19 protein-coding genes are annotated in these 21,148 nt (G+C 60.9%); 11 read left to right on the top strand and 8 right to left on the bottom strand.

The annotated features are described in order from the left end of the window. Position 1: 1 nt before the first annotated feature. From QQK16_RS08350 to QQK16_RS08320, 7 genes are all read left to right on the top strand, one after another. The gene (locus QQK16_RS08350) at positions 2-388 is read left to right on the top strand and encodes a DUF4150 domain-containing protein (RefSeq protein WP_284195992.1); all 387 of its coding nucleotides are present in this window, start codon (positions 2-4) and stop codon (positions 386-388) included. Positions 389-498: 110 nt separating this feature from the next. Continuing rightward, entirely contained in the window at positions 499-918 is a 420-nt protein-coding gene (locus QQK16_RS08345; RefSeq protein WP_284195991.1) for a hypothetical protein, read from the top strand. A 9-nt stretch (positions 919-927) separates the two neighbouring features. Beyond that, positions 928-2,370, top strand: a complete 1,443-nt coding sequence (gene tssK, locus QQK16_RS08340; protein ID WP_284195990.1) for a type VI secretion system baseplate subunit TssK — start codon at positions 928-930, stop codon at positions 2,368-2,370. Continuing rightward, the gene (locus QQK16_RS08335; protein ID WP_284195989.1) at positions 2,363-3,136 is read left to right on the top strand and encodes a DotU family type IV/VI secretion system protein; all 774 of its coding nucleotides are present in this window, start codon (positions 2,363-2,365) and stop codon (positions 3,134-3,136) included. Before tssK ends, QQK16_RS08335 begins: the two co-directional genes overlap by 8 nt. Before the next feature lie 16 nt (positions 3,137-3,152). Next, positions 3,153-7,106, top strand: coding sequence for a type VI secretion system protein (locus QQK16_RS08330; RefSeq protein WP_284195988.1), 3,954 nt, complete (start codon positions 3,153-3,155; stop codon positions 7,104-7,106). Between the two features lie 5 nt (positions 7,107-7,111). After that, positions 7,112-8,281, top strand: a complete 1,170-nt coding sequence (gene tssA / locus QQK16_RS08325; protein WP_284195987.1) for a type VI secretion system protein TssA — start codon at positions 7,112-7,114, stop codon at positions 8,279-8,281. 46 nt (positions 8,282-8,327) lie between these two features. Then, positions 8,328-9,509 (top strand): GNAT family N-acetyltransferase, encoded by a 1,182-nt coding sequence (locus tag QQK16_RS08320; protein ID WP_284195986.1) that lies wholly within the window; start codon positions 8,328-8,330, stop codon positions 9,507-9,509. Here the strand turns inward: QQK16_RS08320 and QQK16_RS08315 are convergent. The 5 genes from QQK16_RS08315 to QQK16_RS08295 form a co-directional block, all read right to left on the bottom strand. Then, positions 9,506-9,940: a hypothetical protein gene (locus tag QQK16_RS08315; RefSeq protein WP_284195985.1), complete on the bottom strand. Its 435-nt coding sequence runs from the start codon at positions 9,938-9,940 to the stop codon at positions 9,506-9,508. The genes QQK16_RS08320 and QQK16_RS08315 overlap by 4 nt on opposite strands. Positions 9,941-10,126: 186 nt before the next feature. Continuing rightward, positions 10,127-10,465, bottom strand: a complete 339-nt coding sequence (locus QQK16_RS08310; protein ID WP_284195984.1) for a copper-binding protein — start codon at positions 10,463-10,465, stop codon at positions 10,127-10,129. Between the two features lie 51 nt (positions 10,466-10,516). Continuing rightward, positions 10,517-11,023, bottom strand: coding sequence for a cupredoxin domain-containing protein (locus QQK16_RS08305; protein ID WP_284195983.1), 507 nt, complete (start codon positions 11,021-11,023; stop codon positions 10,517-10,519). 23 nt (positions 11,024-11,046) lie between these two features. Further along, positions 11,047-12,417, bottom strand: a complete 1,371-nt coding sequence (locus QQK16_RS08300; RefSeq protein WP_284195982.1) for a multicopper oxidase family protein — start codon at positions 12,415-12,417, stop codon at positions 11,047-11,049. 14 nt (positions 12,418-12,431) lie between these two features. Continuing rightward, entirely contained in the window at positions 12,432-13,844 is a 1,413-nt protein-coding gene (locus tag QQK16_RS08295) for a TolC family protein (protein WP_284195981.1), read from the bottom strand. 471 nt (positions 13,845-14,315) lie between these two features. On the opposite strand from QQK16_RS08295, the gene QQK16_RS08290 reads away from it, so the two are divergent. Further along, positions 14,316-14,987, top strand: coding sequence for a heavy metal response regulator transcription factor (locus QQK16_RS08290; protein ID WP_284195980.1), 672 nt, complete (start codon positions 14,316-14,318; stop codon positions 14,985-14,987). Then, entirely contained in the window at positions 14,984-16,375 is a 1,392-nt protein-coding gene (locus tag QQK16_RS08285) for a heavy metal sensor histidine kinase (protein ID WP_284195979.1), read from the top strand. Before QQK16_RS08290 ends, QQK16_RS08285 begins: the two co-directional genes overlap by 4 nt. A gap of 74 nt (positions 16,376-16,449) precedes the next feature. On the opposite strand, the gene QQK16_RS08280 is transcribed toward QQK16_RS08285, so the two are convergent. Genes QQK16_RS08280 through zapE form a run of 3 tightly spaced genes read right to left on the bottom strand, consistent with a single transcriptional unit; the run spans position 16,450 to position 18,919 of the window. Then, a complete protein-coding gene (locus QQK16_RS08280) occupies positions 16,450-16,743 on the bottom strand; it encodes a hypothetical protein (protein WP_284195978.1) in 294 nt (97 codons plus the stop codon). A 23-nt stretch (positions 16,744-16,766) separates the two neighbouring features. Continuing rightward, the gene (locus QQK16_RS08275; RefSeq protein WP_284195977.1) at positions 16,767-17,762 is read right to left on the bottom strand and encodes an NAD(P)H-quinone oxidoreductase; all 996 of its coding nucleotides are present in this window, start codon (positions 17,760-17,762) and stop codon (positions 16,767-16,769) included. Beyond that, entirely contained in the window at positions 17,759-18,919 is a 1,161-nt protein-coding gene (zapE, locus tag QQK16_RS08270; RefSeq protein ID WP_284195976.1) for a cell division protein ZapE, read from the bottom strand. The genes QQK16_RS08275 and zapE overlap by 4 nt, the downstream gene beginning before the upstream one ends. Positions 18,920-19,234: 315 nt before the next feature. Between zapE and phbB the strand changes: the two genes are divergently transcribed. Both phbB and map read left to right on the top strand, forming a co-directional pair. Beyond that, complete coding sequence (phbB, locus tag QQK16_RS08265; protein ID WP_284195975.1) at positions 19,235-19,969, top strand: acetoacetyl-CoA reductase; 735 nt, start codon at positions 19,235-19,237, stop codon at positions 19,967-19,969. Between the two features lie 249 nt (positions 19,970-20,218). After that, positions 20,219-21,034, top strand: a complete 816-nt coding sequence (map, locus tag QQK16_RS08260; protein ID WP_284196912.1) for a type I methionyl aminopeptidase — start codon at positions 20,219-20,221, stop codon at positions 21,032-21,034. Positions 21,035-21,148: the final 114 nt, after the last annotated feature.

Here is a 21,148-nt window from a genome sequence, read left to right as displayed (position 1 = left end):
CATGTTTGCCAATACCAATCTAGGCGTGATGAATCTGGGCTTCCCCGATGTCTGCCTGACGCCACCGCTGGCGGTGCCCGTGCCTTACCCCAACATCACTTTCTCAGTGACGCATATTCCGTCGATCTTCAATTTCCTGATCGGAGGCGGGTTGGCCGAAAACCTGCTGACCCAGGGAACGGTGAGCCTGGGCGACTTCACCGGTGTCTTGCTGGGTGTGGCATCCGGCACCATGGCAGGGCCAGACCGTCCTGTGCTGGGCAGCTTCAAAGTCATGCACGGGCCGGTGTTCGCCACCCGGATGACCACACTCAATATCCAGAACAGCACCAACACCATCGGCGTGTCGCTGACACCCGCACAGGTGCGCGTGCTCCTGCTGAGCTGATGCCTGCCATGAACAAGCGACCTTATTCCCAACGCAGGCAGGCAGGCAGGACATGGCCGTACTGGTTGCCTTTGATGGTGTTGATACTGCTCCTGCAGGGCTGCGGGGCAATGAGCACCATGGCCGGCTGGGTAGGCTTGGGTGGGCCACCCAAGGCCGACCTCCGAGAATTGCGTCTGGTGTCAGACATCGGCGCAAACCGCGATAGCGCGACCCGCGTGGATATCGTCTTGGTGTTCGAACAATCAGCCATCGGCTCGCTGCCCAAGACGGCACCAGAGTGGTTTGCCCAGAAGCAGGCACTGCTGGATGGCATGCCTACGGCACTGCAGGTCATTGCACTGGAATTACCGCCGGCACATGTACTGGACCCCGTCCCCCTGCCTGGCAGAACGGGCAAGGCATTGGCCGTCAGGGCTTATGCCGACATGCAATCGTCCCATGGACAGCATGTGCTGGACCTGACTTTTACCAAGGCTGCAGAGCTCCGCCTGCGTACCAATGATTACCGCTTCACCGTGCTCAACTAGGAAAGCGCCATGGATATCACTACTCTCATGCCCGAAGCCGTGCAATGGTCGGAAGGGATGCTGCTGTCACCCCAGCATCTGCAGCAGAACGATATCTATTGGTCGCATCAGCTGCGTCACCTTGCCGGTTGTCTGCAGCCCTATTATTGGGGGCTGCTGGATCTAGCCTACGACGAAGCCGCGCTGGCCGCTGGCAGCCTCAGGATCACCCGCCTGCATGCCGTGATGCCTGATGGCGTGCCAGTGCAGTATCCAGGCCACCATACCGACGACTATGGGCAGCCCCTTACGCTGGATTTGAAGACTATTGAAGGCTGGAACGAAGGGCCACTCAGGGTCTTTGTCGGCATTCCCATACGGGCAGAGGGTGCCGCCAGTGTCACTAGCCGCATCCAGCGCTTCAATGCTGTGCCGGGGCGCCTGGAGGTGGACGAGAACTCCGGTGAGGATCGCATGGAGGTTGGCCGCCTGCGGCCACGGTTGCAATTGCTGCCTGGCATACGCATACCTGCCAAGTACGAATCCTTTCCCCTGCTGGAGGTGGTGCGCGATGCGGTCGGCCACTACCATGTCGGGCCTTACCACCCGCCCCTGCTGCGGTTCTGTGCCGCCACCTTCCTGGAGGAGCGCCAGATAAGCCTTAAGCTGAATGCGCTGACTGAAACCATGCGCGGAAAGATTCGCGACCTGGTAGGTGGCCGGGATGTGGCCGACAATGTGGGCAGGCTGGATAGGGATGGCCGGCAGCAGCTATATGCCGCACGCCACCTGGCTTCCATGCTGCCCTTGCTGGAGTTGAGACTGCGCGCCGGTGTCAGCCACCCACATGATATCTATATGTGCCTTGCCGCCATGGCGGGCCAGATTGCCGCGCTGGGTGCCAACCCTACCCCACCCGTGCTGGATGCCTATAGGCACGAGGATTTCCTGCCCGGCATGCTGACCTTGCTGAGCTATATCGAAACCCGCCTGGCGCTCTTGAATGCCCCGTTTGAGGCCATGCTGTTCGAGCGGCTGTCGCCCACCAGCTTCATGCGCCCGCTACCGGAGGAACTACGCCCGGATGCCCTGGTGATTGAAGTGCGCGGTAGCGATGGGGTGAGCCCGGCAAGCCTGCGGCAGTGGATGCAGCACGCCAGGGTGGCCAGCGATGACCTGATGCCCGTGCTGGAGCAACGACGCCTGCCCGGTGCCAGTGTGCGGCAACTGCCGGCAAATCAGTACAGTGGCCTGAATGTCTCGGACGGTGCGCTGCTGTTCGAGATCAGCAACAAGGCCATCGATGTGGGTGACAAGCTGGTGCCGGTAATACGCCAGGGCCGCCCACTATTGGTGCAGGGGCCGATGGAGGGGCAGTCGCCCCGCGAGATCGTGCTGCACCTGACACGGTCCATGCAGCAGTCCAAGCCCCAGGCCACCGTAGACATCCACGAGGTGGCGCACGATGACTGATACCACATGGTCCGATGGCGCCCTGCTGGCACGGTTTACCGAGTTCTATGAAGATGTGGCTGTGATCAAGCAGGCCATCGCGCATGGCAGGTTGCCGCTGCTGCTGGGTGGCGATCTGCCCGCCCATGCCAGCCCGGCAGACCTTGCCAGCATGGTCAGCGGCAGGTTGTCGCAACGCTTGCTGCAGCAAGGGCGAGAAATGGCTGTGTCGTCACCGGAAGCCGAGTTGCGTGCCTACCGCATCGTCCAGTTCGTCATGGCTGGCCTTGGCGACGAGGTGTTCATCCTGGAGGTGGACTGGCCCGGCAATACCCACTGGTTGTCCAACCTGATCGAATACGCCCTGTTCCGTCGCCAACAAGCCGGCAGGACCTACTTCGAGCTGCTGGGCAACCTGCTACATACCCGTGGACGCGGCCGTCTCCAGCTGGAACTGGGCATCATCTTTCTGCTAACCCTGCAGTTGGGCTTCAAGGGGGAGTATCGGGGCCAGCACGGCCAGGCTGCGCTGGCCAGCTATCGCAGCAAGCTTTTGCGCTACATCGCTGATCGGCGCCCGCTCGTTTCGGCCGACAAGCCGGTGTTCTCTCAAGCCTATTCCCACACGCTCATCGTCAAGGATGACCACCGGCTGGCCCCCATGAAGCCCTGGTATCGAGCCGGTGCAATTGCGCTGCTGGTTTACCTGGTGGTCTCCACGGCCATCTGGCTGCAGACGCTCGTTCCGCTGACTGCCAAGCTCGATAGCTATATGGGCGGGGGCTAGCGTCATGGCAAAGAGCATGAATCTAGGGTCTATTCCTTACCAGCCCCACGCCGAGACCTGGAGCCTGCCGGTTTTACTGGGCCTTGGTTGCGGCGCCATTATCCTGGTGCTGCTGGTGTGGCTGCTGCTGCGCAGTCGCCGCCCTGCCGTTGCCAAGCCCGCAGCTGCCGCGCCAGCTGCGGCGGCCAATACCCCTGCCAAGCCAGCGTCCACTGCCAGCCTGTCACCTCAGCACTGGGCCGATGTGATGCTGGGGGCGTTGCGCTATCTCAGTACCCGGCGGGAATGGCGGTACCGTAGCCCTTGGGTGTTGATGCTGGGCGAACAAGGTGCAGGCAAGTCCAGCCTGGTTGCATCCTTGCAGGATGGTCAGCGCGAGGCGGTCCTGTTGCGCGAACAGAAACTGCCGGTGACCGATACCCAATGGCATTTCTGCAGCGGCGGCGCCGTAGTTGACCCCAACGGGCTGTTACCTGCGGCGGAGCCTGACAGCAACGAAGGAAAGCGCTGGCTCAAGGTGCTGGATGCCATTGATAGCCGCCGGCCTGAAAGACCGGTTGACGCGGTTGTCCTGACCATCTCGGCGGCCACCCTGTTGCGCGCCGATACGACAACCCTGCAGGACCTGGCTGAATCATGCTACCGGCAGCTCTGGCAGTTGCAGAAGCGATTTGAGTTTGTCCTGCCGGTGTATGTGGTGCTGACCCAGTGCGACGCCATTGCCGGCTATCGGGCATTCTGGTCGGCGCAACCTGTGGCAAGGCGCAAGGAGATATGGGGCTGGTCCAATCCCTCGCTGACCGACTACGAGAATATACCCGGGCTGCTGAAACAGCTGTTCACCGAACAGATCAATAGTCTGCGGCAGTTGCAGATTGAGGCAGCCGCCGGGCGCGACCAGATTGCCGATGCAGATGACTTTTTCCTGTTTCCGCAACGCTTCGGCAGGCTGTCCGTACCACTGGGCGCCTTACTGGAGACCGTACTGAAGCCCAGCACCTACCATGCCGGTTTTTATTTCCGCGGCGTTTACTTCAGTGGCAGCCTGGCGGCGGATGGCGCCACACCCAGCGGTGTCAGCGCCCAGATCGACTTCGTCGAGAACCTGTTCACCCAGAAGATATTGGCCGAATCCGGCCTGGCCCGGCCCGTCAGGCAAAGTATCTGGTCTCGTAACAACCTGATCCGCCGATTCCAGTTTGGCGGGCTTGCCATTGTGTGCGGCCTGTTTGCCGCGCTGGCCTGGAGCAGTGTGCAGCTGCGTCAGCAGACTGCCAGCCTGGGCAACGCGTTTGACATGGTCCATACCGTCAGCGAGCAGAGCATACGCAAGGGTCGCTGCCTTGGGCAGTCAGAAGTCTATGGTGTGCTCAAGGCGGTGGGCAGCCTCAAAGCCGATCTCGGCTTTGCCGCCATTCCCGCCTCATGGGTGGATACGCGCATGGTCGACGATGCCAGCAAGTGGCTATCGCAGAAAGCCTTCCAGGATGTGGTGATGCCCAGCATTGCCTGCAAGCTGGAGCGAAGAGCCCAGGAGCTCGCTGGTTTTCAAGGTAAGCGCCGAGTGGACAATCTGATCACCAGCAGCAGCGTTGCCGCAGCGAATGCCGATCTGGACGGCTATGTCGCCAGCGTAATTGAGTTGGAGAGCAATCTGGATGCCTTCCGCGAGCTGGCCCTGCCCGGTGGTGATTCGGCCAAGCAGCGGCAGGTGCAGTTGTTTGAGCAACTGAGCCATTACGCCTATGGCACGCCACCACCCACACAACGCAACGGCCTCAACAGCCTGTATTACGAGTCGCTTGCCCGCTTGCACTACAAAACACCCTTGACCCTGCCCAGCCAGATGAAGGAAGGCATAGCGCGCCAGATTGACCTGCAGTCCGATGGCTTACGCAAGGAACTGCTGGAGCGCATAGACCTGGGCGAGCGCCTGGTACAGATGCTCGGCACCGACATCAACACCGCTGGCCAGGCTGCAGTGATGGAGCATCTGGTGGCGCTGCAGGACTGGCTGGGCTGGATGCGTTCTAACTGGCTGGGCAATCCACGCGGCGGCAACCCCTGCGTGAACACCGGCAATCGCCTGGCCGAGCGCCTCCAGCCACTGTATCAGCGCCACGGCTATCCCATGCACCTCGCAGACGTCGATGCCCACTTCAGCCCTACCCACTGCACCGAGCCCGCGCTGGCCAAGATGAAGTCTTTGACGCTGCCTCCCTACGGCGCGGTGTTCGTGCCGGCAGGAGAGGACTACACGCTGAACCCGGCACTGGCACCTGAATTGACTGGCTTTGTGGCCTTGCGCAAGCTTAGCTTCATGCCCCTTGAGGGTCGCCAGAACCTGAGCTGCCAGTTTGCCCAGGCTGGCTGGCGGCAGGAGCAGCTGGGGCAGGCAGCCAGCTACCTGCGCGAGTACCAGAGCTTTGCCACCGCACAAAGCGTCAGTGAAGATGGCGACCGCCCCCTGTTTGATCGCCTGGCGCGGCGACAGCTGCAATTGGTGCTCAATGCCACGCTCAGCGATGCCCAGAAAAAGCCGCTGGACTGGCACGCAGCCGGCCAAGCAGACCAGGAATCACAGATGGCTAGCCAGAGCGCCAATTTTGGCAAGCAGCTGGACGCCCTGAACAAGCTGCTCACTCAGTTGCAGCAGGTCAATGGTGCCGGCGGTGCCGAGCCCTTCAGCCGCTGCCTGCGTGAATACGCCGGCGACATGCTGCTACGGGTGGATGCGCTGGCCGAAAACAGCAAGCTCTACCAGCCTGAGTCCGCCGTTGGTGAGATGGCTGGAGGGACGCACCCAGTCTATCTGTTTGGTGATAGTGGCCAGGTCAAGGAATACCTGGTGCAGCAAAGGGAGCGCAGTGCCGTGCTGGCCGACTATGCAGCCCCCTTCGTCAGTATGCTGGACCGTGGCGGCAGCCTGGGTACGGCCAATGGTGCCAGCCAGGGCTATTGGCGTAACACCATTACCGAACTCAAGCGCTATCGGGATTTCAAGGAGCCTGGCAGCTCACTGGGCTCGCTGGAGACACTGTTCAGCAAGACGCTGGCAACGCTGGATTACGAGACCTGTGGTACCAGCCTGGCGCAAGCAGGCAAGGCGGCAGAGGGGTACGACCTCTACAGCCAGCGCTACCGCATGCTCTCGGCCCAAAGCCTATGGCGCTGCCAGGACAGGCGCGAGGCCGACGCCTATATGCGCTACCGCAAGCTGGCCAACCGTTTCAACCGCGAGCTGATAGGCCGTTACCCCTTTGCCGACAGCGATGCCCGCGACGCGGACCTGAACACCGTCCGTGCGTTCTTCCGCGACTACGATGCGGAGCGAGAGGGACTGGACAAGGCCATTGCCGGCCTCAAGCACAGCCGCTGGAACGATATACGGCGCTTCCTGGACAGGCTGGATACCGTGGCTGACTTCCTGCGGCCTACACTGGGCACCTCGGAGGGTAGCCGGCCGGTTAGGCTGGGTGTCGGCTTCCGCGCCCTGTCACGCCAGACCATGGGGGCGGAGCAACTGATCAGTTGGCACCTGAGCACGGGCAGCTCCCTGGCCGAATACCCGGGGAGTACCCGCGACCTGGATTGGCCGTTTGGCGAAGCCATCGTGCTGGACCTGAACTGGGCAAAGCAATCAGCCTGGCGGCCGGTGGTGGATACGACGCAAACCACCTTGAGGGTGGATGGCAGCGTGGCCAGCTTTGCTGCCGCTGGCAACTGGGGCTTGCTGCGCTTTATCGAGGCACATCAGCCGGTGGCTTTGCCCAGCACCGACCCCCTGGACCCCAGCCGCTGGTTGCTGCAGTTCAATGTGCCGCTTGCCGATAGCGCCAATCCGGCTGCCCGTAGCCATGCTCGGGTGTTCCTGGCGCTGACGCTCAATAGTATCGACCCCAAGACCCAGGCCGCGCAGCCCTTGCTGCTGCCGCGCGACTGGCCACGGGCCGCCCCCTTCTACTGGTGACCCCTATGCGCCCCGAACTTACGCAGAAGGCCAAGCAGTTTTTCCAGGACAGGCTGGGCATACCCCTGGAAGAGCTGCTGCTACCCATCGAACCGGATAAACCTACCGGGAAATCGGTACGCGGCAATGGTGTCTACAGCGCCATCAAGGAGGCCCGCCGCGAAGATGACGCTAGTGTGCCGCTGGGCGCCTGGGCGTATGAGCTGAAGCAGGCAGACTGGGACAAGGTCAGTGATATCGCCGCCCATGCGCTGGTCAGCAAGACCAAGGATCTGCAACTGGCCGCATGGCTGCTGGAAGCACAGATCGCCAAGGTAGGCTTTGAGGCCATACCGGCATGCGTCCTGCTGATGCAGTCACTGTGCGAGCGCTATTGGGAAGCGCTTTACCCCCGCATAGACGAGGGCGACCAGGAGTATCGGGCCAACATCCTGCGCTGGGTCAATGAAAAGCTGTTGCCCCAGATACGCCTGCTGCCTTTGACCAATGCCAACCGCAATGCCCGCGATTACGGCTGGGCAGACTTTGAGCAGGCCAAGCGCAATGAGCAGCTGCGCGCCATGCATGGCCGTCATGGCCAGCAAGAGATCGAAGGCACGACCCTGCAGGAATTCCAATCGGCGCTGTCGGCAACCTCTACCGAGTCGCACACTGCCTGCTATCGCCTGCTGGCCGATTCGCTGGAGGCGCTGGAATCCTTTGCCGCCACGCTGACCCAGCTTTGGGGCGAAGAGGCGCCCAGCCTTAACGGCCTTGCAGGCCTACTGGAGCAGATACAGGCCTTGATCGCCGGTGAACTCTATAAGCGGGGCGTGCGCCTTAGTGCCCCGCGTGGCAAGGAAGAGAAGCGGGAAGCCGTTGCCACAGTCAGCCAGAGTGGTGGCGGAAGCGACGGCGGCAACGGCGGCAACGGCGGCGAGGACGATGGTGGTGAAGATGAGGGAGGCAATGGTGATGGCCCTATCCGCAGCCGTGCGGATGCCTATCACCGGCTGGCCGTGATTGCCGACTATCTGGCTGCTCGCGAACCGCACAGCCCAGTGCCCTATCTCATACTGCGCGCCGTGGAATGGGGCAATATGAATACTGCGGAGCTCTACCACGAAGTATTCATGAAATTTGGCGGTCAATTGAATGTATTCGAGCTGCTTGGGCTAGACCCCGAGCAGAAGTAGGCGCCTGCTGTGAGCTTACGCCGTTGAAAACCGAGGCCAAGAGAAAATGGACGCACATGCCAAGACCCGCCACCCGGCTTTCCAGCTCGCGCCCTGTGCCCCCAAGTCTTACGGTGCTTCGCCCGTGGCCGCGTTGTGCCGTCAGGTAAAGTGGGCCTCTACAACCCTTGCGCCGACGGCATTTCCCGAACTGATGGCTGCAGCTGGATATCACCAGGCCGTGTTTGCCGCCATGCCCGATGACTTGCCACAGCGTATCCAGACTTGGCCGGAGGCGCTCTGGCTGGCGTGGCGCCATGCTCTGCAGCAGTGCTGGCAGGCAGCCCACGTTGCGGATGCCGATCTAGCACGCAAGTTTGCCCATTTTGGCTGGGCGCTGGAGCTATGGGGGCTGGTGCGCGATGCACAGTACGTCCTGCGGGCGGCGGGCCGGGATACTGCCGATTGCTGGCTGTGGTTAGCACGATGTGAATCCGCCACAGGGCGGCTGCAGGAGGCGATGGCGTACCTGAGCCGGGTGCTGGCCAACGCCCCCTTGCATGCGGAGGCTAGGCAGTTGCAGAGCCGCATTGGCCCACGCCTACGCCAGCAGCAGGCATTGGCCGCCCAGGTGCGCGGCGGCCCCGTGCTAAGGCTGGAAAGCCTGAATGAGGCCCACGCCGCGGCGCTGGCCTGGCAGTACCGCGACCCGCATATCGCGCAAGCCACCGATCTGCCAGAACTGGCGGATGAAGCGGCAGTGCATGCCTGGCTGGCCGAGCAAGCTGTGGAGGAAGGCAGGCACAACTACGCGGTCATGCATCTGCATTATGGTTTTATCGGGGTTGTCAGCTTGTCGGCAGTAGGGAGGCAGGCTTTTATCCACTACTGGCTGGGTGTGGACTATCAAGGCCAGGGCCATGCCTTGCCCGCCACCACACTGCTTACTGCTCAGGCCAGGGCCATGGGCATGCAAACCCTGTTTACCTCGGTCCTGCCAGACAACAGGCGCTCCGTGCGTGTGCTGGATAGGCTAGGCTTTGGTGCGCTACCCGTTCCACCGCTGCGCGACGCCGATGCGGCGCTGCAGTTCTCTTGCCTGCACCTGAATGGCACTGCAGTCGATCCCGAGGCAGACCTGGCAGCCTTGATGACGCTATGCAACCAGCTGGATGCGCCACTGCTACTGGCAGATTCGGTCGATTCAACCCCACCCTTGGCACAATGCGAGGCCACTACATGCCACTAGCGTGTGCCCCTGCCCGGTTTCTTGATAGGTGTCGCCGCTATCTGCCCACCGCGCCCTGGCGGCAAGCCGCTATCGAGCGGACTGCGCTCGGTACCCAAGTGCATACGCGCCTTTACCCCCGGCATGGTCTCCAATCTGCCTATGGGTTGCCCGGTAAAGCCACCACGCAGGCTGGACTGGATGTCGGGGTTCAGTTGGGAAGTCAGTGCAACCTGATGTCGGCGGGGCAAGGGAATGTCCACCGTAGCCTGCATGGCACGCCGCGGCGAGGCCTGCGACATACCCCACTGTTCCAGTATCCGCAGCCTTGGATTCATGTCCTGCGGGTAGGCCACGCCCAGTACATCGCTCACACGGCTACCGCTGTCAGACCGTATCAGGCTGACCATATGCCGGCGATGTCGCAAGCCGAGGTGAAATGGAAGAGACATGACCATGCTCCGTGACGTAACTGAGTGGGCCAGCAACCAGATCAACTTGATTAGGCTGCCACAGCCAAAGGCCGTCGCAGGCAGACCATGCTGCCTACCATGCACAAGCATAGCAAACCGCAGCCATGGTCACCGACATCCTTGATCGCCTGGGGCTGCCTCACATCTGCCGGTGGGCAATCGCCATCAGCTTGCCGGCTGTATTGCCATGATGGTGTAGCCGTCCAGCAGCTTTTCCACTTTAAAGCGCACCTTATCGCCGGGTTTTACCTGGTCCAGAAAAGCGGCATCCTTTACCCGGAACACCATGGTCATGGGTGGCATCTCCAGGTTCTTGATTTCGCCATGCTTGATGGTGATCTTCTTTTGGTCAGCATCAATCTTCTTGATTTCGCCTTCGGTCAGCTGCTCATGATGGCTTGCATGCTCTGCCGCGGTAGGCGCCGGAGTTTCTGCGCTCGCGCTTAACGGGGCTGCCAGGGCGGCTATCGAGAAAAGACAGAGTGGGAGTACTTGCTTCAACATCAGAGTTCCTTCCAGGGATACAGGGGTTGTCAGAGGCTGGCGGTGATTGTGTCAGGGCTTGCCCGGCAAAACGGTGACACGCCCAACCATGCCAGCTTCAAAGTGGCCAGGAATCAGGCAGCCGAACATGAATTCACCTGGCTTGTTGAACTCCCAAATGATTTCCTGTTTCTTGCTGGGCGGTACGTGCGCCATATAGGGCGAGTCATGTTCCATATTGGGGAACTTCTTCATGACTTCAGCGTGTTCCTTCAGCTTCTGCTCGGTACCCAATACCAGCTCATGCATGATCTTGCCCTTGTTGAGCAGCACAATACGCAGGGTTTCGCCTTGGCGCACCGTGATCTTGCTGTGGTTGTATCGCATGTTGTCGTGCATGCTGATATCAATGGTCCGGCTCACCTTTTTGGGGTCACCCTGGCGGCCGAACTCCTCCTGGTCGGCCGAAATTCGATGTTTATCAGCATGCGAATTGGCTGCTCCACCATGTGCCCACGATTGTCCAACGGTAAGAAGCGAAGCCAGCGCCAAGGTAAACAGGGGTAGTGAATTACGCATGTGTTTTTCCTAATGCTATTGAATCAATGGCCGCTGTGGCCGTTGGGTTTGATCACCTGGAGCGTCTTGCTGTCGGCAGCGGGCGCTTTGGCACGCGTCGGTTCGGCCAGCTCTCCTGTCCACTCATATGCCACCGAGCCGGCAGGATACTTGTAGGGGCCGGGGTCCTTGTAGTCGCCAGGCTTGATATCGTCCCTGACCTTGAAGGTAGTGAACATGCCACCCATCTCGATGGGACCGAACTGGCCCATGCCGGTCATCATGGGCAGGGTGTTGTCGGGCAGCGCCATTTCCATCTCACCCATGTCTGCCATGCCGCGTTCGCCCATGACCATATACTCGGGCACCAGTTTGTTGATCTTGTCGACCAGCCCGCGATGATCCACCCCTATCATGGTGGGTACGTCATGCCCCATGGCATTCATGGTGTGGTGGGACTTGTGGCAGTGAAATGCCCAATCGCCAGGCCGATTGGCCACGAACTCAATGGCACGCATCTGCCCTACCGCCACATCCGTGGTCACTTCCGGCCAGCGAGCCGATTTAGGCACCCAGCCGCCATCGGTGCAAGTCACCTCAAAGTCCACACCATGGAGATGGATGGGGTGGTTGGTCATGGTCAGATTGCCCACACGGATGCGCACCCTGTCGTTGGTCCGTGCTACTAGTGAGTCGATACCAGGGAAGGCCCGACTGTTCCATGTCCAGAGATTGAAGTCAGTCATGGTATTGATCTTGGGCGTGTAACTGCCAGGGTCAATATCGTATGCATTCAGCAAGAACACGAAATCGCGGTCTACTGCCATGAATTTGGGGTTACGTGGGTGGACAACGAGCGAACCCATCATGCCCATGGCCATTTGCGTCATTTCGTCCGCGTGCGGGTGATACATGAAGGTACCCGACTTGATCATCTCGAACTCATAGACAAAAGTCTTGCCCGGCTTGATCTGTGGTTGATTCAGACCACCCACACCATCCATGCCATTGGGCAGCAGAATGCCGTGCCAGTGGACCGTGGTATGTTCAGGCAGGCGGTTGGTGACAAAAATCCGCACCTTGTCGCCCTCCACGCACTCTATGGTCGGCCCAGGGCTTTGGCCGTTGTAACCCCACAGGTTGGCTTTCATGCCGGGGGCAATCTCCCGCACTATCGGTTCGGCAACTAGGTGGAACTCCTTCCAGCCGTCGCGCATTCGCCATGGGAGCGTCCAGCCGTTGAGAGTCACGACCGGGTTATAGGGTCGCCCGTTCGGTGGGTGTAGCGGTGGCTGCATGGCTGCACTGTCCTGGCTGGCAGCCTCAGGCAGACTTGCCGCCCCCACTCGCGATACGGTGGCCGCCCCAACCAGACCTGCGGCAGCTTGTTGCAGAAACTGTCTGCGATTGCTCATCTGTGCTTCCTAAACTAGTGTCCGCCGCTGGCAGGCGGCATACCTATCGGGCCTTCGGTTTGCTGGCTCGTTGGACCGCCAGCGGTCGCCGCCATTTCCAGATTGGCGTCGGCCACCCAGAAGGCGCGCAATGCATCCATGTAGGCATTCACGCTGCCAACCTGCTCCCTGGCGTCGGCCAACAACTCGAACACGCCTATCAGCATGCCGTTGTAACGCAGCAGGTTTTCTTCGGAGATGGATTTACGCAACGGCACAATTTCATCTCGGTAGTGCTTGGCCAGGTCGTAGGCGCTGCGATAGCCCAAATAGCTGGTTCGCAACTCCGACTCGGCATTGATACCGATTTCGGCTGCTCGGTTAAAGGCAATGCGGTAGCTAGCCTCGGCTCGCGCCACCTTGGCGCCGCTCCAGTCGAACAACGGCAGTTGCAGCTCCAGTTCATACCCTCGGCTACGATGCCCGTCATTGGTGCTGTTGCGCAGGTAGGAGGTTTCCAGTGCGTTGACGAAGCCCGTGGATCGAGTCAACCCCAACGAACTCGCCAATCCGCTCACTTCATGCTTGGCCATCTGGATATCCAACCGGTTCTGTACCGCAGTCTGAGCAGCCGTATCGAATTCGCGCGGTTTGGCCGGAAGATCGGGCAGGCGCTCTGGCAAGGCCAGTCGTCTGGCATCCGGGCCGGCTAGGCCTGACAGGCGTATCAACTGCTCCCTGGCCACTATCGCCGCCTGTCTGGCACGCGCCAGTTGAGCTGTCGCCTCTGCGTAATAGGCCTGCTCGCGAGCATAGGCCAGCTTGCTGAAATTACCCACAGCGGCCATGCGCTTGGCCAAGGTGGCGCTGGCCTCAGCCGCCTCGTTCACATCCGCCATATAACGGGCCGATTGCTCCGCCGCCACGGCATTGACCCAGGCCTTGCGGGTATCCAGCGCGATACGGGTGATGTCGCCTGCCACACGCAGTTTTTCCTGCTCTACCTTGCGTGTCTCGATTGCCGTACGCCAGGGAATGAACAACACACCCAGGATATCGATGCGAAAGGCCCGTTCGTATTCAACCTCATCGCCACTACGCAGCTTGCCGAAGCTGAGTGTAGGGTTCTCCAGGCGCGAAGCCTGCGCCAGCTCGGCTTGGGCTACGCCTATCTGGGCCAGCTTAGCCTGCACCGACCGGTTATTGAGCATGGCCAGCCGAACTGCATCGTCGGCCCCCAGAGGCTTGGACAGAAGCGCATCAACCGCCTTGGCTCGGTCGCGCTCATCGGCTTCGCTCACCACTGGCTTGAGTGCGCCCGCGTGCCCCCCGCCGACCCATTGCTTTACATCGGCAATAGCGCCATCGGGCGAGACCGATGCGCAGCCCGCCAGCAGTGCCACCAGCACCACAGCCAAGCCCTGCCTGGCGCGTGTATGCCGCGCCACACCAACAAGCCTCATTGCTTACCCCCCCCCGTGCTGGTGCTCAGCCGGCGCAGCGCTAGGTTGCTGCTGATCGGTCATCTTCTTGCCGTGGTGTGCGTGGTGATGCTTCATATCTGCCTGCCCAGGCTGCGCCTTTGCATGCCCGGCATGCCCACCTAGTACGGCCATCTCCTTGTTGACCGCCTGCCATTGCGGAGGCGGCAACTGCGCCTGCCAAGGAGCATAGGCATCAAAGGCCGACTGATAAACCGCCGCGGCGGGCCCTGGATCTGCCGCCGTGGCATTTCCCAAGACCAAGACGCCGACAAGTGCCACCAATCCAATATGCGACCGCATCTACACCTCCCGCTAAGTTGCCACTAACTTTAGGTGGCGCCGCTCGTCATCAAGCTGACATTCTGATTACAAATTTGTAATGTTCGACGTCGACAACGTCGCACGCTTAGGATGCGAGCATGGACGGAGGGCACTATGCGCATTTTACTTGCTGAAGATGAGATACACGCCGGCGAATACCTGGTCAAAGGGCTAGGTGAGAATGGACTTCTGGTGGATTGGGTCAGGAATGGGCTGGATGTCATCCATCAGGCCGCCAGCATCGACTACGACCTGGTGATACTTGATGTCGGCCTACCGGGGCTGGATGGTTGGGAGGTTCTGCGGCGGCTGCGTCCAGCGCAGACCATGCCGGTACTGTTTCTGACAGCCCGTGATCGGGTGGAAGACCGGGTAAAAGGGCTGGAGCTGGGTGCAAACGACTACCTGATCAAGCCGTTCGCCTTCTCTGAGCTGCTTGCACGCGTGCATGTGCAGCTACGGCGAGGCAAGCAGCAGGAGCTTGAAATGTTGTCGTTGGCGGATCTGGAAGTACACCTGCTGCGGCGGCGGGTAGAACGCAGCGGACAGCGCATAGACCTGACCGCCAAGGAGTATGCCCTGCTGCTGCTCTTTCTGCGGCGCAAAGGCGAAGTGCTGTCCCGTACCCTGATTGCCGAGCAAGTCTGGGACATGAACTTCGATAGCGACACCAATGTGGTCGAAGTCGCCATACGGCGGCTGCGTGCCAAGATAGACGAGCCGTTCGATACCCCCTTGCTGCATACCGTCAGGGGCTTTGGCTATGTCATGGAACAGCGGCCATGATGGCCCTGCCAGGGCGAGCCAGCCTGGCCTTGCGGCTGGTGACCCTGTTTTCGGCCGGGTCCGCCATCATCATGGCCCTGGTGGGCTACACCCTTTACCACGCGCTGGGCATGCAGCTGGATGAGCGCGATACCGCCGAGATCAATGGCAAGACCGAAGTCGTACAGCATCAGCTGGCTGCCATCCCCCGCGCTGATGCCCTGGCCGAGCATGTCGGCAAGCTGCGCGAAATTACCGTGGGGCACCCCCATCTCAGCATAGGGCTACGCGCCGGCTCCGTCTGGCTGCTGCCGCCGCAGCCCGTAGTGCGCCGCGCGATACAGGGTGCACCGCTCCCGCCTGAAGGGCGCATCGTCACGCTGGAAGAGAGCGGCACGCGCTGGTGGGTCAGGCGCATCACGCATCATTGGGCTACCCCCCAACCCGCCAGCCTTGACGCCTATGTCGCCGTCGAAGTAACCGAGTCGCAACGGATACTGCACTCGCACAGGTTGGTGGCCTTGCTGGTCGTCTTGCTTGGCACCGTTTGCAGCGGCCTGCTGGCCTATTTTGTGGCCCGCCGTGGTCTGGCGCCGCTAAGCCAACTTGCAGCACAGGCCGAACTGCTAACGGCTGAACAGCTGGGCGCGCCTTTGGATGTCGAACGGGCGCCGGGCGAGGTGCGTGGCGTAGTCGAAAGCCTGAACCGCATGCTGGCACGGCTGCATGAAAGCTTCCGCAGCCTGGAGCAGTTCTCCGCCGACATTGCCCACGAGCTGCGCACCCCGCTGAACAACCTGATGCTGCAGACCCAGGTCACCCTGAGCCGCCCGCGCGACGCAGATAGCTACCACGAAGCGCTGCTCTCCAATCTGGAAGAACTGGAACGGATGCAGCGCATGGTGCTGGACATGCTTTTTCTGGCACGCGCAGACCGTGGCATGCTGACCTTGCAGCGCCAGGCGCTGGATCTACGGGCCGAGGCCGACAGCCTGGCTGAGTTTTTCGAACTGGCCGCCTCCGAGCGCCACCAGACCATCACCGTGACAGGCGCGGCCACGGTATGGGGCGACCGCCTGATGGTGCGCCGCGCCCTGACCAACCTGCTATCCAATGCAGTGCGCTACGCCCCGCTAAAGGCCGCCATCAGCATCACACTGGAGGCGGGCGCCGATACGGCCAGCGTTACGGTGTCCAACCCGGGCCCGCCTATCTCCCCCACTGAACTGCAACACCTGGTTACCCGCTTTGCCAGGGGCGACGACGCCCGCAGCCGCGACACCGATGGCGTGGGCCTGGGGCTGGCTATCGTGGATTCCATCATCCGCCTGCACCAGGGAGAGATGACGATCAGTAGTGCTTCGGGGCAGATTGGGGTTTGCTTGCGTTTTCCTGCGTATATTGCTTGACCAGTTGGCACTGGTATAAGGGTTTAGGCCTTCACAACCACTTTGCCTGGGACAGCTACGGTGGTACCTCAAGCCTACTGCTGCAAAGGCTTGACCTGCACATTGCCGCGCTCAGCAGCAGCCTTGGCCGCAGCTTCATCCGCAGCCGCTTTGGCGGCGGCCTCTTCGGCGGCCTTGTCCTTGCTGGCGGCCTCGACCGCCCAGCTACCGGCTTTTACCACGCCCTTGCCAGTCGCGATGGCCACATCGGCCGTCACTTCTACCGCGGTAGCTGCGAGGCTCACTGCCGTACCGGCCACGCTGATGACAGCGCAACCACCCAAGCTGCCTACAATAGAGAACAGCCCTATCCAACGTGCTAATTGCATACTTGCTTCCCGAGTTGCCTGATTCAATCGACGCACAATACCACTTTGCCACAGTTGCGGTTGTCTTCCAGATAGCGGTGTGCCTGGGCGGTATCGGCCCAGGCAAAGGTCTGGTCCAGCGTCAGCTTGATCTCGCCCGTCGCCAGTGCCGGTAGCACCGTGTCGCGCAACGCGGCGGTCAGGCGGGCTTTTACCTGCAGTGGCTGCGGACGCAGCGTAGAGCCGCGCACCGATAGCCGCTTCACCAGCAGCCGGCCGATATCGAGCTGCGCTCCTGCGCCCCCCATCAAGCCAATGACCACCAATCTGCCATCGGGTTTCAGGCTGGCCAGATTGCCCTCCAGATAGGCCCCGCCTATGCAGTCCAATATCAATTCCACGCCACCTGCGGCTTTGACCTCGGCGGCAAAATCCGCAGTGCGGTAGTTGATGGCTAGGCGAGCGCCCAGGCTGCTGCAGTAAGCCGCTTTCGCTTCACTGCCCACCGTGGCGATGGCGCTGGCGCCCAGCAGCCTGGCCAGCTGTATGGCCGCCGCGCCCACGCCGCTAGCGCCTGCATGCACCAGTGCCGTTTCACCAGCCTGCAGGCCACCGAGTACTACCAGGTTGAGCCAAGCTGTCATCCAGGCTTCCGGCAGGCTGGCGGCGGCTTCTATGCTGAGCCAGGAGGGTCGTAATACGGCGCAGTCGGCATCGAGCACGGCATATTGGGCATAGCCGCCGCCTGCGACCAGGCCGAACACGGCATCGCCTAGGGCAAACCCGGTAACGCCCTCGCCCAGCGCAGCGACTTCGCCTGCAACCTCCAGGCCCAATATGGGCGATGCACCGGGCGGTGCCGGGTAGCGCCCTTCTCGTTGCACGATATCGGCGCGATTGACGCCGGCAGCCTGCACGCGCACCAGTAATTGCCCTGCGGCCGGTATCGGTGTAGCGGTAGTGCCCATATATAGCGTATCGGCTCCACCGGGCGCGGTTTGCAGTAACGCACGCATGGTGGCTGGCGGTGGCGTGCTCATGTCAATGCCACGCTCATGGCGGCGTCCTTTACCTTGCCAGCCTCATGCGGCAGGGCCAGGTAGTCGGTGGATTGCATCTCGGTCAGGCGGCTGGCGGTGCGGAAGAACTCATGAGCAAAGCTGCCTTCGGTGTAGATAGCCTCGGCTTCGGTCTGGGCCGAGATGATCAGTTTGACCCGGTAGTCGTAGAAAACATCCACCAGCCAGGTCAGCCGCCGTGCGGCCGATGCCTCCTTGGCGGTCAGTACTGGCACATCAGACAGGATCACGGTGTGGTACTGCCGCGCCAGCCATAGATAATCGGTTTGCGAGCGCGGGCCGTCGCACAGTTCCTTGAAGCTGAACCACACCACCCCAGGTGCGTGGCGCAGGGCGGTGACCTTGCGCTCCTCTATCACCATCTCGCAAGGCAGGTCGGATGCTGTTGCCAGCTTGCTGAAGATGCTGGCCAATTCCCGGTCGGTATCGGGCGTGATGGGGTTGAGATAGGTGCGTGCCTGGGTCAGGGTGCGCATGCGGTAGTCGTTGCCACCATCGACATTGACGACCTCCACATGCTGCTTGAGCAAGGCGATGGAGGGCAGGAAGTTATGGCGCTGCAGACCATTGGGGTAGAGGTCGTCCGGTGCATAGTTGCTGGTGGCCACCAGCACCGTGCCCAGGTCGAACAAGTGGGTGAACAAGCGCCCCAGTATCATGGCATCGGCGATATCCGAGACATGGAATTCATCGAAGCACAGTACCCGCGTATGCCTGGCGATGTTGGCAGCAACGGTAGCCAGCGGGTCGGTTTCGTTCTTCAGCGCGCGCAGGCCGTCGTGCACCTCTTGCATGAAGTGATGGAAATGCAGCCTGCGCTTGCGCTTATAGGGCAGGCAGGCAAAGAAGCCATCCATGAGAAAGCTCTTGCCGCGCCCTACTCCGCCCCAGAAATACAAGCCTTTGGGTACATCGGGCGAGGGCAGCAGGCTGCGGCCGAACAGCCGGTCGCGCTTGCGCTTGAATTCCAGCAGGTCGTCGTACAACCGCTGCAGGTGGCGTATGGCGTTTTCCTGCGATGCATCGCGCAGGAAACCTTCTTGCCGGGCGGCGGCCTCATACCACTGTAATGGTGGTGTGCCAGGCTGGATATGGGCGGTGAATACGTGTTGCGACATGGCAGACTTTGGTTGGCGCGATAAAACCGATTATAACTGTGACGCAAGCACGCACGCGCCCCGAAGCCTGGGTTCGTACAAGTGCGGGCAAGGCAAGCAGGAAGTGCTTGGGCCTGCCATAGCTGCTAGGGCTCGCCACAATTCGCTTGAACTGGCCTGCATGACTGGGAAAATGAGGTTTCGGGAGGTAGCTGCAAGACCTGACGTAACGACTCGTATATATTGGGGACTGGCCGCAGCCGGGTGGCAGCGATGCACACCCTCAAACCTAATAACGCGGCCATTCCAAGCACGCAAACTCAGGAGAAAGCCAACATGGCCAGAATCGCACTCGTCACCGGCGGCATGGGCGGTATCGGAACCGCCATCTGTCAGAAACTCGCCGACGCGGGGCACACCGTAGTCACTACTTACAGCCGGCCAGGCAAGGAAGTCCAATGGCTAGCCGACCAGAAGGAAAAAGGCTACACCTTCCACGCCTATCAATGTGACGTGGCCGACTATGAATCCTGCCAGGCACTTGCCGCCCGCATCAGCGCGGAAGTCGGCCCGGTGGATGTGCTGGTCAACAATGCAGGCATCACCAAGGACACCACCTTCCGCAAGATGAGCAAGGTGGACTGGGATGTGGTCATGCGTACCGACCTGGATTCCATCTTCAACGTCACCAAGCCCTTCATCGACGGCATGACCGACCGCAGCTTCGGCCGCGTCATCAATATCTCCAGCATCAACGGCCAAAAGGGCCAGTTCGGCCAGACCAACTACTCGGCGGCCAAGGCCGGCATGCACGGCTTTACCAAGGCCCTCGCACAGGAAGTCGCCAAGAAGGGCGTCACGGTCAACACCGTCAGCCCAGGCTATATCGCCACCGAGATGGTCATGGCAGTCAAGGAAGAAATCCGTCACGCCATCATCTCCGGCATCCCGGTCAACCGCCTGGGCCTGCCGGAAGAAGTCGCCGACCTGGTGGTTTATCTGGCCGGCGACAAATCCGGCTTCATCACCGGCTCCAATATCGCCATCAACGGCGGCCAGCATATGTTCTAAGCGCCGCGCCGGCCGCGACAGGTACGCAGGCTTTGCCAGACCGTTCCAATGCCTGTCAAATACGGTGAAGTAACAAGGGGTGCATGGCACCCCTTTTCATTTTCATGGCCGCAGATACACGCCGCAGCGCAGTGGCATCGCAACGATTATCCTTATAAATCAGTTACATAATTATTTCCAAATTGCCCCACCCCGCATCAGGCGGTATCCTTTCGCTTTGAACCGAACTTGAATGAACAGCGCCCTGCCATGACCATCGTCATCAAGACTCAGGAAGACATCGAGAAAATGCGTATTGCCGGCCGGCTGGCCAGCGAAGTGCTCGATTACATCACCCCCTTCGTCAAGCCGGGCGTAACGACGCTGGAACTGAACCGCCTGTGCCATGAATACATGGTCAATGTGCAAGGCACCATCCCGGCACCGCTCAACTATTGCCCGCCGGGCTATACCCCCTACCCGGCTGCTATCTGCACCTCGGTCAACCAGGTGATCTGCCATGGCATACCCAACGACAAGCCACTCAAGAACGGCGATGTGGTCAATCTGGATATCACCGTCATCAAGGATGGCTACCACGGCGACAACAGCCGCATGTTTGAGGTTGGCACCGTTGCCTCGCATACCCGCCGCCTGAGCCAGGTAACCTACGAATGCATGTGGTTGGGCATAGAGCTGGTCAAGCCGGGCGCCCGCCTTGGCGATATCGGTGCTGCCATCCAGCGGCATGCCGAGAAGAATGGTTACTCGGTGGTACGCGAATTCTGTGGTCACGGCATAGGCAAGAAGTTCCATGAAGAGCCGCAGGTGCTGCACTACGGCAAGCCGGGCACTGGCGTGGAACTGAAGGCCGGCATGATCTTCACCATCGAGCCCATGATCAACGCGGGCAAGAAGGACATACGATCCATGCCCGATGGTTGGACCATCGTCACCAAGGATCGCTCCATTTCTGCCCAGTGGGAGCACACCATACTAGTGACCGAGACGGGCTACGAAGTGCTGACCCAGTCAGCCGGCTCACCAGCCAAGCCGGTGCTGCTCTCCGCTCCAGTCACCGCCTGAGGGCTAGGCATGCTCCACAGAGACGCCGCTTTGCGGCGTCTCTTGCATTTCTGGCGCCTGCCGGAGCAAGTACAGGGTAAACAGGCAGCTCCGGAATATAAAATCGGCTGCCGC

This window comes from Chitinimonas prasina (assembly GCF_030160395.1).
GTDB classification, from domain to species: Bacteria; Pseudomonadota; Gammaproteobacteria; order Burkholderiales; family Chitinimonadaceae; genus Chitinimonas; species Chitinimonas prasina.
This window is presented reverse-complemented; position numbering and strand designations above follow the sequence as displayed.

What these genes read in the sequence shown, in the direction of transcription:
- tssA (WP_284195987.1), top strand. Translation starts at nt 7,112, where the DNA reads ATGCGCCCCGAACTTACGCAGAAGGCCAAGCAGTTTTTCCAGGACAGG.
- QQK16_RS08335 (WP_284195989.1), top strand. Translation starts at nt 2,363, where the DNA reads ATGACTGATACCACATGGTCCGATGGCGCCCTGCTGGCACGGTTTACC.
- QQK16_RS08315 (WP_284195985.1), bottom strand. Translation starts at nt 9,940, where the DNA reads ATGTCTCTTCCATTTCACCTCGGCTTGCGACATCGCCGGCATATGGTC.
- QQK16_RS08300 (WP_284195982.1), bottom strand. Translation starts at nt 12,417, where the DNA reads ATGAGCAATCGCAGACAGTTTCTGCAACAAGCTGCCGCAGGTCTGGTT.
- QQK16_RS08330 (WP_284195988.1), top strand. Translation starts at nt 3,153, where the DNA reads ATGAATCTAGGGTCTATTCCTTACCAGCCCCACGCCGAGACCTGGAGC.
- QQK16_RS08285 (WP_284195979.1), top strand. Translation starts at nt 14,984, where the DNA reads ATGATGGCCCTGCCAGGGCGAGCCAGCCTGGCCTTGCGGCTGGTGACC.
- map (WP_284196912.1), top strand. Translation starts at nt 20,219, where the DNA reads ATGACCATCGTCATCAAGACTCAGGAAGACATCGAGAAAATGCGTATT.
- QQK16_RS08320 (WP_284195986.1), top strand. Translation starts at nt 8,328, where the DNA reads ATGGACGCACATGCCAAGACCCGCCACCCGGCTTTCCAGCTCGCGCCC.
- QQK16_RS08310 (WP_284195984.1), bottom strand. Translation starts at nt 10,465, where the DNA reads ATGTTGAAGCAAGTACTCCCACTCTGTCTTTTCTCGATAGCCGCCCTG.
- QQK16_RS08275 (WP_284195977.1), bottom strand. Translation starts at nt 17,762, where the DNA reads ATGAGCACGCCACCGCCAGCCACCATGCGTGCGTTACTGCAAACCGCG.
- QQK16_RS08345 (WP_284195991.1), top strand. Translation starts at nt 499, where the DNA reads ATGAGCACCATGGCCGGCTGGGTAGGCTTGGGTGGGCCACCCAAGGCC.
- zapE (WP_284195976.1), bottom strand. Translation starts at nt 18,919, where the DNA reads ATGTCGCAACACGTATTCACCGCCCATATCCAGCCTGGCACACCACCA.
- QQK16_RS08350 (WP_284195992.1), top strand. Translation starts at nt 2, where the DNA reads ATGTTTGCCAATACCAATCTAGGCGTGATGAATCTGGGCTTCCCCGAT.
- QQK16_RS08280 (WP_284195978.1), bottom strand. Translation starts at nt 16,743, where the DNA reads ATGCAATTAGCACGTTGGATAGGGCTGTTCTCTATTGTAGGCAGCTTG.
- tssK (WP_284195990.1), top strand. Translation starts at nt 928, where the DNA reads ATGGATATCACTACTCTCATGCCCGAAGCCGTGCAATGGTCGGAAGGG.
- QQK16_RS08305 (WP_284195983.1), bottom strand. Translation starts at nt 11,023, where the DNA reads ATGCGTAATTCACTACCCCTGTTTACCTTGGCGCTGGCTTCGCTTCTT.
- QQK16_RS08290 (WP_284195980.1), top strand. Translation starts at nt 14,316, where the DNA reads ATGCGCATTTTACTTGCTGAAGATGAGATACACGCCGGCGAATACCTG.
- phbB (WP_284195975.1), top strand. Translation starts at nt 19,235, where the DNA reads ATGGCCAGAATCGCACTCGTCACCGGCGGCATGGGCGGTATCGGAACC.